Below are 14,617 nucleotides of genomic sequence, written 5' to 3' on the forward strand. Positions count from 1 at the left end.
TCAGGACGGAACAGACCACTCGATGGACCGCTCCCTCATCTCGCACCGTCTCGCGCGTGTCGGGTGCTACTCGCAGCAACGGCTCACCTCCACGCGTTCACTCTCTCCGGGGCAAGGACTTGAGGGGGGAGGGGCCGGTGCTATGTCCGGCAGGGCCCGTCCTTCGCCGGACTGCCGGGGCTCCGACGGAATGAACCTCGCCGACAGGAGCACCGGCACAACGGGAGGGGTGCGACCTGTCCGGACCGCTCAGTCCTGGTCCGGAATGTCGATCATGAGCGCGTACTCGGGGAGTTCCTCGGTGACCTGCTCGATGTCCTCGTTCTCCACGATGTCCTCCATGGCTGCTCGCGGGCCCGGTGGAAGCGTCGGGTGACGCCCCGATCAGAAGTACCGCACACCAGGACGGCACACCATCGGGGGAGACAGGCCGGTGCGGGAACCGGACAGGTCCTGTTTTTCGTGCTCCGGCCTGCCCGCCACGGCATGGAACAGGCGAACGGCGTTCCGGTGACCGGTCCTTGTCGATGCGCGTGTGACGTGTGGGGCGCCATGGGCCCTGTCGGCCCGTCAAATCTGGCTGGCAAGGGTGAGGCCGGGCCCGCCCGTGCGCTGCCGTGCGCCCCTGGGTGCCACGGCCGCCCGGTGGCGGGCATTGTGCCCAGACGCCCCGCTGCGGAGCATGGGTGTCCCTCACCGGCATCTCGGAGGCCCATCCAGTCATGCGGATCGCCTACCTGCACTCCGGCAGCATCCCCTCCGTCTACGCGAACGGCGTCCACGTCATGCGGATGTGCGATGCCTTCACCGACGCGGGGCACGAGGTCGTCCTCTACGCGCTGCCGGGAACCGTGCCCGCCGGCGACGTGCACCGCTACTACGGCACCCGCAACCGATTCGAGGTGCGGAGCATCGCCCAGCCCGCCCTGCGGGGGCTCGGCGTATGGATCCGTGCCTGGCGGATCCGCGCCGACCTCCACCGACGAGGCACCCCCGATCTGCTGTACGGACGAGACCTGCGCGCCCTGCTCGTCTCGTCGGGCCAGACCCCTCTGGTGTACGAGACGCATCTGATGTGGCCGCGGCGGATCGTCCGGAGGATCGAAGGCGTCCTGTTCCGCAGAAGGAACCTGCGACGCGTGGTTTTCGTGTCCCAGGCGCTCGCCGACGACTACCGTCGCGTCTTTGCGGAGCTCGACTCGTCGCGGTGGGCGGATCTGGTGACGGCTCATGACTGTGCCGACCCCGTCCCGGCCGACGGGCCGGTGGCAGACCTGCCGGGCCGCCCGGAGGCACCGAAGATCGGCTACGTGGGTCATCTGTACCCGGGGCGCGGCACCGACGTCATTCTCGAACTCGCCGCCCGCGTACCCGAGGCCGACTTCCATCTGGTCGGCGGCACCGCGGCCGACCGCGCCCACTGGCAGAGCCGCTGCACACGCCCCAACGTCTACTTCCACGGACATCTCCCGCCTGCCGAGCTGGCCCCCTACCAGCGGGCGTTCGACGTCGTCCTGGCGCCTTACCAGCGCCGGACGTACTGTGCCGGAGGCGTGGGCGAGATCAGCCGTTGGGTATCGCCGATGAAGCTCTTCGAGTACATGTCCTACGGCAAGGCGGTCATCGCCTCTGATCTGCCGGTACTCCGGGAGATTCTGACCGACGGAGTCAACTGCCTGCTCTGCCCGCCGGACTCCGCCGAGGCCTGGGCGGCCGCGGTCAAGAGGCTCGTCGGTGATGAAAACCTGCGCGCCACCCTGGGCGGCGAGGCACGACGGCAGCTCCACGACCGGCACACCTGGCGGATCCGGGCCGACCGGGTGCTGGCCGGGCTCGGCGACACAACCAGGCCGCAGCCTTGACGCGGGCCGTGGTGACCGGCGCCGCCGGCTTCATCGGCTCCCACCTCTGCGCTCACCTGCTCGCGGCCGGTGACACCGTCCTCGGTATCGACGTGCTCACCGACTACTACGACCCGGCACTCAAGGAACGAAACCTGCGCGACCTGATCCCGCACCCGTCCTTCGCCTTCCACCGCGTGGACCTGCTGGAAGCCGCTCTCGAACCCCTCGTCGACGGAGCGGACGTCGTCTACCACCTGGCCGGTCAACCAGGAGTACGGCCTTCATGGGGAAAGGACTTCGAGCTGTATGCCCGTCGCAATGTGCTCGCCTCGCAAAGGCTCCTGGAAGCAGTGAGGGACCGACCGTTGCGCAAGTTCGTCTACGCCTCCAGTTCCTCCGTGTACGGCGACGCCCCGGTCATCCCCACGGGCGAGTCGGTGTGCCCCCGGCCGCTCACGCCGTACGGCGTGACCAAACTGTCGGCGGAACATCTGTGCGAGGTCTATCGGATCACCTTCGGCCTGCCCGCGGTGTCACTGCGTCTGTTCAGCGTGTACGGCCCACGGCAGAGGCCCGACATGGCCCTGGCCCGGCTGATCGAAGCGGCCCTGACCGGCGGGCCCTTCCCGCTCTACGGGAGCGGCGAGCAGACCCGCGACTTCACCTACGTGCACGATGTCGTCACGGCGATGCGGGAGGCGGCCTGTTCCTCTTTCACCGGCGTGGCCAACCTCGGCGGTGACGCCCCGGTGTCCATGAAGCACGCCATCGCGGCCGTCGAGCGTCTCGTCGGCCCGGTGAACCTGGATCCACGGCCCGGCAGCCGTGGCGAGGCCCGGCACACCGCGGCCGACATCGCCCTGGCGGCGCGGGCGTTCGGATATCGGCCCCGCACGGAGCTGGACGACGGTCTGGCGGCGATGGCCGACCAGACCGTCATCGATCTGGCGCGTCGGCCCGAGTCCGGAAGCACCGGCCCGCGAGCCATGTGGAGGGGTGTCACGTGACCGGTGGTATTCCCGGTGCGGCACCGCACCGCTCCCGTCCTCGTCCCAAGGTCTTCGGTATCGGCCTCTCGCGCACTGGCACCCGCTCGCTGACCGCCGCGCTGCGCACCCTGGGCTTCGACACCGTGCACTACCCCTCCGACCCCGCCACCTACCGGACCCTGCTCGCGGGTACCGGGCGCTTTCCGCTGCTGGCGGACCATGACGGGATCACCGACATCAGCGTGGTTCCGTACTACGAGGAACTCGATCTCGACTGGCCCGGAGCCAAATTCATCCTGACGGTCCGGGAGGAGCAGGCCTGGCTGCGCTCGTGCGCGACACACTGGGCGCGACCGGTGGACAGCAAGACCGACCGTGGCGAGGGGTATCCGGACATGCAGCGCTTCCTGCGTGCTGCCGTCTACGGGTGTCTCGAATTCAACCCGGAACGCTTCGCCCGCGTCCACCGCCGCCACGTCGAGCAGGTGCTGCACCACTTCGCGGGCCGGGACGACGACCTGCTCGTTCTCGACATCGCCGGGGGCGAAGGCTATGAACGGCTGGCCCCCTTCCTGGGCAAGGAGACCCCCGACGGCCCCTTCCCGAACGTCAACCGGCCCTCGCCCGCCCGGGACCGGCCGTGAGCGGCGCGATCCGCACCCTCCCCGGCGACTGGTCACCGCCCGCCGGCCGCCCGGTCGACCTGGTACTCCGCACGGTCGGTGAGCGCACCACCCACCTCGCTCTCGGCCTCGCGATCCGGCACATCCGCCCACGCCGGGTTCACATCGCAGAGAACATCCGGCCGCTCGCCCGTGCCGTGGACCGCCAGGTGCACATCGACCACGGCGAGGCCTCGCATGTCGTCCACGTCGACGCCGACTGCCTGATCCTCGAGGACATGAGGCCCTTTCTCGACGCCAACGACCTGGCATACGTCGACTGCTTCGTGCACGACCGGTTCCGCGGCCGGGTCCACTGCGGAGTGCACATCACCCGAACCGACCTGGTCCGGGCGATGCGGGAGGTGGATGTCGTAACGGAGGCACCAGCGGCGGGGCGCGGGCCGATGCTGCGGCCCGAGGCGTTCCGGCGGCACCTCGCCCGACGTCATCTCCAGCCCGACGTGCAGCTGAAGGGCTTTCACATCCTGCACGACCACTTCCAGCACTATCACCACATCTTCGCCAAGTACGCTCTGCGCGAGGTGCGCAGCCGTACCGAAAGCGCACACGCGGTGCTGAAGTCGGCCCTGCTGCGCTGGGGGGACGACCTGGACTTCGTGGTCGCCAGAAAGGCGATACAGCACAGCCGCTCGGTGGTACCCGCCGATGTCACCCCGCACGCGCTGGGCCAGTACCTCGACGGCCTGCCCGAACTGGCGGCCCGCGTGGTCGGGGAGCTGCGCTTGCCCAGCCGTCCTCGGCTGACCATGGCCAACGTCCGGGAGGCCGTGGCCCGCGCCCCGCAGACCCTTGGACCCGCCGCCGACCGGCCCAAGGTATTTTCCCTCGGCCTGCCCGGTACGGCGACCCGGAGCCTGGTCGAGGCCCTCCATCTGCTCGGTTTCGACCTCGCCCACTACCCGCTGGGTGCGGCGGACCTGGCGGCCCTGCGCCGCGAGGACGGTGACTTTCCGGCGCTGCGGCACTACGACGGCCTGACGAGCGTCTTCGCACTCGCGTCCCTGACGGCACTGGACGCGCGGTATCCGCGGGCACGGTTCGTCGTCACTGTACGGGAGACGGAGAGCTGGTTGCGTGCGGTGGAGCGGCTCTGGGACACCGGCTGGCCGGCGAAGGCGCCCGCGGCCGAGCGGGCCGCCCACAGGGAGGCGGCGTATCTGTTCCGTACGCGGATCTGTGGCGGGGAGTCCTTCGACATGGCCCGATTGGCTCGGGTCTACCAGGAACAACTGGTCCGCGTACAGCGTTACTTCGCTCGGCGCCCCGGGGACCTGCTTATATTGGACATCAGCGCGGGCGAGGGTTGGGAGAAGCTCGCCCCTTTTCTCGGCCGGCCGATTCCACCAGGACCGTTCCCGAGAGGGTGAAATCCTCCACCGCACTGTCATCCGCACTGTCATCCGCACGTGGGGTTTCCGCGCCCGGAGAGGCGCGGCCCGGAGCGGTGTCACCGTGCGACACCGGGAGCGACGGCAGGATGACACGGGTGCCGACCCATGTTCCCTCGACCTCCGCTCAACAGCCCGAACTGCGCCTGGGCTGGGACGACCCGCATCACGATCACGTCGCGGCGGCGGGTCTGGCGCAGATGGCGGCCCGTCTGCCCGCCACGCTCGGCGCCGCTGCCCGGTTGAGCTGGGCCGCCGACCGGTGGGCGGCCCTCCAGCTGCTGGTGGCCCAGCTGCTCGCGGCTGCCTCCGCCGCGGTGGTCCTGGCCGCGACCGCCCAGGTGATCGGAGCCCTTGTCGGGCAGGGCCAGGCCACCGAGCGGCTGCACGCCGCGGTGCCGGCTCTGCTCATTGCGGCGGGGGCGGCCGCGACCCGGGCGGCGTCGGACGCGGTCTCCCAGTACGCGGCGGTGAAACTGGCACCTGAGGTGACCGCCCTCGCCGAGGAACGCATCCTCGCCAAAACCCCTGAGGTCGAGCTGACCGCGTACGACCAGCCGGAGTTCAACGACTCGCTCCAGGCCGCAGGGCTGGGGGCGATGGCCACCCAGGATCTGATCGCCGACGCGCAGCAACTGATCTCCGCGGTGGCGCAGTTGACGGCCGCGGCGACCGTCCTCACCCTGCTGAACCCCCTGCTGCTGCCGCTGCTGGTTCTCGCGATGCTTCCTAAGGGAGCGGCCGCTCTGGGCGCGGCTCGTATCGCCCACCGCACCGCTCACACCAGCCTCGCCGACAACCGACTGCGCTACATCCTGCGCCAGCACAGCACGGACCGCCGGACGGCCGCCGAAGTCAGGGCCGGCACCATGGCCGCGTTCCTGCGTCAGTGGTACGCCCAAGTCGCGACGCGGATCAGGACCAGGCACCGGGCGGCCGCACCCAGAGTGCTGCTGGTGACACTCGGCGGAGCGGCCGGGACCGGCATCATGCTCACCCTCACCTGGCTCACCGTCGGGCTGCTGACGATGAACGGCACCATCGCGCTCGCGGTCGCCATCACGGCCGTGGTCGCCGTCCGCTCTTCCACCGGCGCGCTCAACTCCCTGGTGGTGGCGAGCGCCCGGCTGTTCCGCACCTCGCTCCACCTCCAGGACTGGCAGGACTTCCTGGCTCTCGCCGACACCCTGCGCGCTACGCGTGGACCGCTGGCGATCGACTCGGCCGGTCCCCGGGAGATCCGCGCCCACCGAGTGTCCTACCGTCACCCCGGCAGCCCGGTGAACGACTTTGCGGTTCACGACATCAGCCTGACCCTGCGCAGCGGTGAAGTCGTCGCCCTGGTGGGTGAGAACGGTTCCGGCAAGACGACTCTCGCCCACCTCCTCACCGGCCTCTACCTGCCCACACACGGCACGGTCAGCTGGGACGGCATCGATCTGGCCCAGGCAGATCCGCACTCGGTCTGGTCGCGCGTCGGTCTGGTGCCCCAGGACTACACCAAGTGGCCGATGGCCGCGAGGGAGAACATCACGCTCGGTCAGGACCGCGGCGGAGACGGCCTCGTGCACGCCGCCGCCCGCGAGGCCGGCGCGGACAGCGTGCTGGCCGGACTGCCGAACGGTCTCGACACACTGCTGGCCAAGTCGTTCTGGGGCGGGCACGATCTCTCGGGCGGCCAGTGGCAGCGCCTCGCCGTCGCCCGCGCCTGCTACCGAGAGGCCGGCGTCCTGGTCCTCGACGAGCCTACTTCCGCGATGGATCCACGTGCCGAACACCGGGTGATCAGCCGCTTCAAGACGCTGGCCGAAGGCCGGACCGCCGTGTTCGTCACGCACAACCTCACCAACACCCGCGTCGCCGACCGCATCATCGTGCTGGCCGGGGGGAGCATCGCAGAGGAGGGAACCTTCGACGAACTCCTCGAGCAAGGCGAGCTGTTCGCGGAACTGTACAAGCTGTCACAAGATCGGTGACCGGTTCCTCGACCCCGGCGACGGAGGTGCTGTGAAGTGATGAACAGTGAGCGGCACAACAAGGCGGTGATCTTCATCATGGGGGCCGGGCACTCCGGTACCACGCTGCTCGGGCTGATGCTGGGTGCGCATCCGGCGGTCTGCTTCGCCGGCGAGGCGTGGAACAGCACCCGCCTCGGCACCACCGACGGACAGGGGCGGACCGTCGGCTGCAACTTCTGCACCGACGGTTGTCCCGTGTGGGGCGACCCGCTGCCGAGCACCGGCCCCGACCTCTACGAGGTGCTGGCCCGGCGCTGCGGACGCCCCTTCGTCGTGGACTCCACGAAAGCGGTCGGCTGGATCGATCAGCAGGCGGCACTGCTGCCCGGCGCCGTCCACCGTCATCTGGTGGTGCTGGCCCGTGATGGCCGGGCGGTGGTCAACTCCCTCCTGCGCAAGTACCCCGACGCCCGCCCCGCGGAGCTGGCCGCGGAGTGGGTCGCCCAGATGCGCCGGACAGAGGACCTTGCGGCCCGCTGGCCCGGCATCGTCAGCCGGGTGCACTACGAGGACGTCGCCACCCACCCCGAGGACGTCCTGTCCCACCTGAGCGCGACACTGGGCTTCTCCTTCCTTCCCGCGATGCTCGACCCTTGGCTCAGCGTCCAGCATCCGTTGGGCGGCAACGCGGGCACTCAGTACATCGTGGCGCGGGAACGCGCCGCACGGGCCACGGGCCGGCCCGTCAATCTGAAGCGCACCGAGCGCGCCTACTACCTCGGCCACCCACCCGCGATCGTGCTGGACCTGCGCTGGCGTGAGGAGATGTCCGAGCCCGCGCTGCGCGCCTTCGACGCCATCGCGGGCGAGACCAACGCGCCCTATGCGCGTTGACGGTTGCCGAGCCGCAGGATTCTTCCGGTCGGCGCGGGCGGTCCCGCATGCGCTGACTGCGGTGGCAGATGCCCTGCCGCGCTTCGGCGGGCCGGACGTCTGGTGTAGCAGGTGCTTACTGTTTCTAGCAAAAGCGGCTGATCATGTGACTGTTGGTCTGTTGGTCTGTTGTGGCGAAACGTCAGTCGCGGCCGTGGATCGTGTCGGATGAACTGTGGTCGCCCATCGAGCCGTTGCTGCCCGAACCGGGGCCTAAAAGCGGGCCCAGCCCGATCGACCGGGCACCGCCGGGCAGCAAACACCACGTCATCACCGACGGCCAGGGCATACCGCTCGCGGTGTCTCTGACCGACGTTAACCGTCACGATGTCACGCAGCTGTTGCCCCTGGTGGACAAGATCCCGGCTGTCGCCGGGCACGTCGGCCGACCCCGCCGGCGGCCGGAACCCCAGTCATTGCCGAACGAGGCCAGCCACATGGCTCGGGCCTGGGCATCTTCCGATACGTCGTCGAGCGTACGATCGCGTGGCTGACCGGCTTCCGCCGTCTCCGTATCCGCTGGGAACGACGCGACGACACCCACGAAGCCTTCCTCAGTAGGTGGGGTCCCAGGGGACGCGGTCTTCTCATAGCGAGTGGACGATTCCGCGCCACTGCTTCGAGCGTCGGGTGCCTTTGGTGAGGCCTGTTGGTCGACCGCGTCGGTGTAGGGGGTGTGGGGGACGAACCGGATCGACCGTGGAGCAGCTGGTACGCGAAGTTCCGACGGCGAGTCACCGGTCCTGTGCGGCGATGCTGTTCAGCATGTCCTGCTGGTGGCGGTGTCCGATTGTCTCGTAGCCGATCACGGTGACGAAGGGGGCGAGCATGACGATGAGCAGGCACACCGCGATGGCGACGTCGGCCGCGGAGAGCAGTACGGCCGCGGCGAGTACGGCGAGCGTGAGGCCGATGAGCAGCAGGTGGAAGCGGTCGGCGGTGGAGAGCAGCAGGGTGTGCAGGAGATAGACCATCAGCAGGTAGAGGCCGACGGGGAGGGCGAGGGACAGGACGACGGCGGCGTCGCTGATCTTCGTGTGGTGTTCCAGGTGCAGGCCCGCCACGTGGAGCCCCGCTCCCGCTCCGGCGATGCCGATGTAGAGGGGGATGTGTCCGTAGCCGAAGAGGTATCCGCGGTTGCGGCGGTGGGTGAGGATGTCGCCGAAGGGGGTGGTGAAGTACACCCACCACATGCCGAAGGTCAGACCGACTCCGGCGATGACGACGGCGATGGCGTTCGCGCTCCACTGTGTTCCGTCCGCGCCGCCCAGGAGTTCGCCGGACGAGGCGATGGTGCCGACGACTCCTTCGCCGAGGGTGATGATGGCGAACAGGCCGTAGCGTTCGGCGACGTGGTGGGGGTGCCAGGGGGTCCCTCCCGCGCGGCCCTGGGTGAGGAGCGGCAGCGCGAGTTCCAGCACTCCGAGCACGGCGAACGCGGCCAGCACGGCGGGGAGCGGCAGCTCGGTGAAAGCGACGATGATCCATCCGGCCTGGGCGATCATGGTCCAGCGGATGTTGGCCATCCCGACCTTGCGGAAGGGGGGAGACTCCCGGGCCGCGCGCCACCACTGCGCGACCATCGCGATCCGCATCACGACGTAGCCGATGACCATGGCCCGCAGTTCGAGGTGGTCGCCCTCTTCGAGGGAGTGGAACATCGCCGGGAGGCCGAGGGAGAAGACGACGACGCCGATCATCTGGAGCATCGTCAGGGCGCGGTAGAGCCAGTCGTCGGTGGCGAAGGCGGAGGCGAACCAGCTGAAGCTGATCCAGGCGACGCTGATGGCGAACATCGCCAGTACGAAAGCGAGGATCGCGTGGGTGGCGTGGCCTTCGGCGAGCATCTCGGCGAACTGGGATGCCGCGGTGCCGACGGCGACCACGAAGGTCAGGTCGAACAGCAGCTCCAGTGGTGAGGCGGCCCGGCCGTGTTCCTCCGGGTCACGGCCGGTCATCGGTACCAGGCGGTGCGAAAGCCCGCGCCGGCGGCCGGCGCTGGTGGTGTGGGAGTCGCTCATGCGCCGCATGATGCCCGATGCCGAAGCGCTGACGGTCCGGCGCCACGCGGCGCCGGCAGAGGCGTAGGCGAGTCCGGGGCGGAACGGGGGCATGTCAGGTATGGACTTGGTCTCCAGGTACGCGCCGATGCCGAAGTCGGCCCACTCTCGGCCGTTGCCGGAGTGCTTGTAGCCGCCCCAAGAGGTATTGCCATGCCACCGGACGCCACCGCCACCAAGAGACGCCTGCTCGAAGCCGCATACCAAGAGTTCGCCGACTACGGGCTTGGCGCGGCCCGGCCGCCGCCGGCCGGTGCCCGCGTGGATCGCATCGCCGAGAGCGCGCAGGTCAACAAGCGACTGATCTACGTCCACTTCGGCACCAAGGGCGAGTTCTTCGACCTGGTGGTCGCGCGGAGCCTGGCCGACCTCGCCGAAGCCGTCCCCTTCACCGCGGACGACCTGCCCGGCTATGCGGGCGCACTCTTCGACTACCTGCTCCAGCATCCCCAAGTTCTCCGTCTGACCGGCTGGGCGCAACTGGAACGCCCCGAGCCCACCGCGGCCGAAATCGACGCCTACCGCCCCAAGATCGAGGCCCTCGCCGGCGCTCAGCAGCAGGGCATCGTCACCAGCAGCGTCTCCCCGGCGGACATCCTTGCCCTGGTCCTTGGACTGATCACCGCCTGGGCCGCCGCCTCACCCGCCCTGAGATCCCTGGCTCCCGAAGATCCCTGGTCGCCCGAGCGCATAGTGGCTCACCGCGCCGCGATGACAGCCGCCGTGGAGGCCCTGACCGCTCCTGACGTCGCAACGCAAGCCGAGGAGCGGACCCCACCTTGCCAGGCGTGTACGCGTTCACCCTGGGTCCGCCGCCCGGGGCCTGGGCCGTTTTCGTTTCTCTTGCATGGTTCACGTTCCGGCCGGATGGCGCCGTACTCCGGTTCACCGCCCTTGACTACGCGGAGCAGCGGTGCGGGCGGCGCGCCTCATCGGCAGCATGCGGCAGCGGAAATGCCCGTGGTCTGCAAAGCCGCAGCCCTTCGACCTCGATGTCCGAACGCCTTGGTTGCGTCCTCGACGCTCGCGGTTCGAGAGCTGTGGCGTACAGAGACCTGACGGTTACTCAGCACGTTCCGGGGGCCACCGTGACGCCGGACCTCGAAGATCGTTCACCGTGCGTGATCTACTCCGGCACGCCGCTCAAGACGCCGCATCTCCCCGCCGAGACTGCTTCGCCAGCGGGCGAGCCACTTGTGCGAGCACATCGTTGGCAGGGCTTCTCCTGCGAATCACGTGTGATCCGCGCATCCGCCCCTCGATTCCCACCCGTGCTGATCATTGGCGGTGCGTTCCAGCGCAAGGAGTCCTGGGGGCGCTGTGAAGAGGTGTTCCTCGGGAGCATGGACGTGTTCACCGTCGACCCCCCGGGCTGGGGGGCAGCCGACTTGCTGCCTGAAACCTACGGCGTCGACTTCCTCGCCGACGCGGTCTGCCACATGCTTGATGAGTGTGATGCCGGTCAGGTCAACGTGCTCGCCGGCTCCTACGGAAGCGCCATTGCCTACGAGATCGCCCGCAGGTACCTGGACAGGGTGGGGCGCATGGTCCTGGTCGGCACGATGATCGCCATCCCGGACCACGCACAGGCCGCGATGCGCCGCACTCTGGAACACCTGGCCGCCGGAGACATGGAGACTTACGCGCACGTCACGCTCGACCTGCTCATGACGCCCGAACGCCTCGCAGACATCCCCAACGGCGCCCGCGTCCGCAGACTGCTGCTGCGCCGCATCACTAACATCTCCGAGGCGGAGGCGCACCAGATGCATGCCAACACCCTGCGCCTGCTCACCCATCAGGCTCTCGATACCCGCCAGCCGCCTCGTGCGCCGGTTCTGACCGTGGCCGGCGAGTACGACTCGTTCACCACGCCGGAGCTGTGCCGCCAGATGGCGGCGGCGTGTGCCGACAGTTGGCACGCGGAGGTCCGCGACGCCGATCACATGGTCATCCTGGAACGGACAGCGGAAGTCGCCGACTTGATCACCCGGTTCCTTGCCGGGGAGCCGCTGCACGGACTGCCGTACTGCCGCAGCGTTGAACGAGTATCAACAGGCGTCAGCGGGTGAGCAGCCGCGATATGGAATACCGCTGAGTGCGCCCGTACGACGCAGCGTGATCACACCACGGTCGTCGTCTTTGAGGAAGACTCCTACAGCTTCGCCCCGCCAGCCTGTCCCTGCCTCGCCGGTGTATCGCCACGTGCTGATCGCAGCCACGCGTTGATGGCTGCTCGCGGGAGTCGACCGCGTCAAAACGTGGCGGCCGACCGCCACTCGAGCCGAGCTTCTGGCGATTACGCGCTTGGTCCGTCTTGTCCGGGATGGTGCAGCGGATTCCCCGGCGGCTCAGGTAGGCGCGGTTCTTCCGAGAGGTGTATGCCTTGTCCCGCGTTGTCCCGCCGTGAGCGCGACCGACATGGGCTTCTGGGCCTGTTCGAGGGCCAGGTGCAGCTTGGTGGTGAACCCGCCGCGCGAGCGTCCAGGGGCGTGATCACCAGGTTCGGCGAAGACCCCGCCTGGTGGTTCCTTCTGTAGGCCACCTTGCTTGCGGGCCCCGGCAGCGTGCTGATGAGCGCGGCACACCGTGGAGTCAACGCTCAGATCCCAGCTGGTCACACCCTTCGCGTCGGCCAAAGACTGGAGACGCGTGAAGATCTTGTTAGCCGAATCGTATGCCGTCGATCAGCCGCCGCCGAGGCCAGATGGGCGGCCGCCCCCTCCTCGTCTCTTTCGACAACAACGGCTCCAACACCACCCACTGTTCATTCGTGAGATCTCCCCGCCCCATGAACCGTGACTACCCAACGCTCAAGATCCACTTTCGACACACGGCCTAGCGGTGCGCGGTCACGATCTGGCATCTCACCGCGGTCCGCGGCAGGCATTCGGCATCATGTGCGAGTGCGCCAACGGAGACTACGAAGACGACAGCCACCGGCTCCGGAAACGGGCCACGACGCTCTGCTCGCTTACGCCGAGGAGGAGTTGGCCTGGTACGCGGGAACGCGCGACCGAGCCCGGCGGCTCCATCAGCTGACCGAACTGACAGCTTTGCTCACCGGCGCTGCGACTGTGGTCGCCGCCGGGATCCAGGCGCCTGCGGCGGTCACGGCGTCCCTGGCCGGAGCGGCTGTGTTCATCGGCGGGTTCCGGCAGGTCTTTCAGCACGTCGATCGCTGGGTTCTGGCCGCAGAGAGTTGGACGACCCTGCGCGTGGAAGTCCATCGCTACCGGCTCCTCACGGATGAGGACCGCGACCAATCGGCGCGGGAACGACTCCTGCAGAAGATCGAAGAGGTCGCCGCAACTGAGGTCACGGCGTGGGCTTCAGGCCGTCGCGCGGCTGGAGGAGGAGCCGCGCACCAAGGCCAGATCACTCCGTGAACGCTCAACAGGGTCAGGTCCGCCCGCCGGCGCACCGACGCCCAAGCCATCGGCACCGTCGTGACCCGGGCGCGAACTCGCGTATCAGGATCAGCAGCGAACTTTACCGAGACCGCTTGGCGTCAAGTCCATGATCGTATGGCTCAACGGCACTCACGGCGCAGGCAAGACGACGACCAGTGCGCTCGTCCGCGAGCTGATCCCGGACTCACGGGTATTCGACGCCGAGAAGGTCGGCGAGACACTCATGGACATTAAGCCGGGACTGCCCGCGACGGACAACTTTCAGCACTGGCCGCCATGGCGGCCGCTCGTGGTCGAAACCGCCCGACGCATCCTCGACTACACCGGCGGAAGCCTGATGATGCCCGTGACCGTCCTGGTCGAGCGGTACTGGCGCGAGATCAGCTCGGGCCTTGTCCAGCACGATATTCCGGTCAGGCACTTCGTCCTCCACGGTCGTCAAGAGCTGAGACGACCTTCCGACGCCGCACCTCGCAGGTGACAACAAGACTGCCTATGTGACAACTACCGTGCTTCGGCTCAGCGAGGAGCAGGCGGAGCTACCGGAGAAGCGCGCTCAGAAATGCTGCTGACCCGCGCCCATCTCTCTGGGGGCGCGGGTCAGCAGGGGCAGAGACGTGTCAGAGGTCTGACGGGAGCCGCTCGCCGGTTTCACCGTCGTACGCGCGGCCGGTGGGGGAGAAGCGGAGGGTTCGGGATTCGGCCCTGGTGCGGCGCTGCTGATCACCGCGCTGCTGCAACCGACGGTGGCGCGGCTGAGGAGGCTCGGTCTGCCGCGCGGCCTCGCGACGGCGGTCACCGCGATCCTCGGCTTCGTCATCATGGGCCTGGTCGGCTGGTTCGTGGTCTGGCAGGTCATGGAGAACGCCGACGTCGCACCGATCCAACTCACCCTTCATCCGCACGGTCCGGCCCACCTGGCCGCAGGCCCACACCAGGAAGCCAGGGCGCACGTGCCGGGCTGTGTCGGAAGGAACGAGAGGTCCGGTGCCTCTGCGGTCATCCTGTCTTCCACCAGGGGTTCGGAGGTAGCCAGGCGTACTACGCTGACCTCGCCCACATCAGCGTCGCCACCGGCCGTTGCCGAGGGTGACCTCGCTGCGATGCTGCTCGACCGCTACTTCGAGGCTGGTTTCCTCGCCCTTCCTATCAGTGACTCGCGGACCGATGGTGCCCGAACGGCGGCCGCGGCTGGCCCGGTCGTACTCCTGCCCGATTCATGAGACCCCGTCTCTTCCTCGGTGTTGGGCTCCCCCTCCGGCTCCCTGGCATTCACGGGACGAAATATCGCAAGTGCATGCAAACGGAGCCTGTTTCGGTCCCGTCGGGTCCGGTTACCCATCTGG

At 68.6% G+C, this 14,617-nt stretch carries 10 protein-coding genes and 3 pseudogenes; 12 read left to right on the plus strand and 1 reads right to left on the minus strand.

Going from position 1 to position 14,617, the window contains the following annotated elements; all coding sequences use genetic code 11:
* Positions 1-686 precede the first annotated feature (686 nt).
* From IG54_RS39060 to IG54_RS41160, 7 genes and pseudogenes are all read left to right on the plus strand, one after another.
* Positions 687-1,862, plus strand: a complete 1,176-nt coding sequence (locus IG54_RS39060) for a glycosyltransferase family 4 protein (RefSeq protein WP_051819225.1) — start codon at positions 687-689, stop codon at positions 1,860-1,862.
* Positions 1,859-2,851 carry an NAD-dependent epimerase/dehydratase family protein gene (locus IG54_RS0102860; RefSeq protein ID WP_051819226.1) on the plus strand — a complete coding sequence of 331 codons (993 nt, stop codon included), beginning with the start codon at positions 1,859-1,861 and terminating at the stop codon, positions 2,849-2,851. Before IG54_RS39060 ends, IG54_RS0102860 begins: the two co-directional genes overlap by 4 nt.
* Entirely contained in the window at positions 2,848-3,477 is a 630-nt protein-coding gene (locus IG54_RS0102865; RefSeq protein ID WP_051819227.1) for a sulfotransferase family protein, read from the plus strand. Before IG54_RS0102860 ends, IG54_RS0102865 begins: the two co-directional genes overlap by 4 nt.
* The gene (locus tag IG54_RS0102870) at positions 3,474-4,886 is read left to right on the plus strand and encodes a sulfotransferase (protein ID WP_051819228.1); all 1,413 of its coding nucleotides are present in this window, start codon (positions 3,474-3,476) and stop codon (positions 4,884-4,886) included. Before IG54_RS0102865 ends, IG54_RS0102870 begins: the two co-directional genes overlap by 4 nt.
* Before the next feature lie 110 nt (positions 4,887-4,996).
* Positions 4,997-6,883, plus strand: a complete 1,887-nt coding sequence (locus tag IG54_RS0102875) for an ATP-binding cassette domain-containing protein (protein ID WP_030776881.1) — start codon at positions 4,997-4,999, stop codon at positions 6,881-6,883.
* Between the two features lie 39 nt (positions 6,884-6,922).
* Entirely contained in the window at positions 6,923-7,759 is an 837-nt protein-coding gene (locus tag IG54_RS0102880; protein WP_030776882.1) for a sulfotransferase family protein, read from the plus strand.
* A 248-nt stretch (positions 7,760-8,007) separates the two neighbouring features.
* Positions 8,008-8,441, plus strand: a pseudogene (locus IG54_RS41160) (transposase); the annotation flags it as partial.
* Positions 8,442-8,532: 91 nt separating this feature from the next.
* Here IG54_RS41160 and IG54_RS0102885 read toward each other — a convergent pair.
* Positions 8,533-9,819 (minus strand): low temperature requirement protein A, encoded by a 1,287-nt coding sequence (locus IG54_RS0102885; protein ID WP_030776885.1) that lies wholly within the window; start codon positions 9,817-9,819, stop codon positions 8,533-8,535.
* 192 nt (positions 9,820-10,011) lie between these two features.
* Here IG54_RS0102885 and IG54_RS39885 point away from each other — a divergent pair, with 192 nt between their 5' ends.
* The 5 genes and pseudogenes from IG54_RS39885 to IG54_RS41165 all read left to right on the plus strand — a co-directional run.
* Complete coding sequence (locus IG54_RS39885; protein WP_078593645.1) at positions 10,012-10,917, plus strand: TetR/AcrR family transcriptional regulator; 906 nt, start codon at positions 10,012-10,014, stop codon at positions 10,915-10,917.
* A gap of 212 nt (positions 10,918-11,129) precedes the next feature.
* Entirely contained in the window at positions 11,130-11,930 is an 801-nt protein-coding gene (locus IG54_RS0102895; RefSeq protein ID WP_051819229.1) for an alpha/beta fold hydrolase, read from the plus strand.
* An 834-nt stretch (positions 11,931-12,764) separates the two neighbouring features.
* A complete protein-coding gene (locus IG54_RS37580; protein ID WP_267883630.1) occupies positions 12,765-13,247 on the plus strand; it encodes a DUF4231 domain-containing protein in 483 nt (160 codons plus the stop codon).
* A gap of 130 nt (positions 13,248-13,377) precedes the next feature.
* Positions 13,378-13,725: pseudogene (locus IG54_RS0102905) on the plus strand (ATP-binding protein); the annotation flags it as partial.
* Between the two features lie 256 nt (positions 13,726-13,981).
* Positions 13,982-14,144: pseudogene (locus tag IG54_RS41165) on the plus strand (AI-2E family transporter); the annotation flags it as partial.
* Between the last annotated feature and the right edge of the window lie 473 nt (positions 14,145-14,617).

It is taken from the genome of Streptomyces sp. NRRL S-920, from assembly GCF_000717945.1.
GTDB lineage: Bacteria > Actinomycetota > Actinomycetes > Streptomycetales > Streptomycetaceae > Streptomyces > Streptomyces alboniger.

What these genes read in the sequence shown, in the direction of transcription:
- IG54_RS0102875 (WP_030776881.1), top strand. Translation starts at nt 4,997, where the DNA reads ATGACACGGGTGCCGACCCATGTTCCCTCGACCTCCGCTCAACAGCCC.
- IG54_RS39885 (WP_078593645.1), top strand. Translation starts at nt 10,012, where the DNA reads ATGCCACCGGACGCCACCGCCACCAAGAGACGCCTGCTCGAAGCCGCA.
- IG54_RS0102885 (WP_030776885.1), bottom strand. Translation starts at nt 9,819, where the DNA reads ATGAGCGACTCCCACACCACCAGCGCCGGCCGCCGGCGCGGGCTTTCG.
- IG54_RS0102880 (WP_030776882.1), top strand. Translation starts at nt 6,923, where the DNA reads ATGAACAGTGAGCGGCACAACAAGGCGGTGATCTTCATCATGGGGGCC.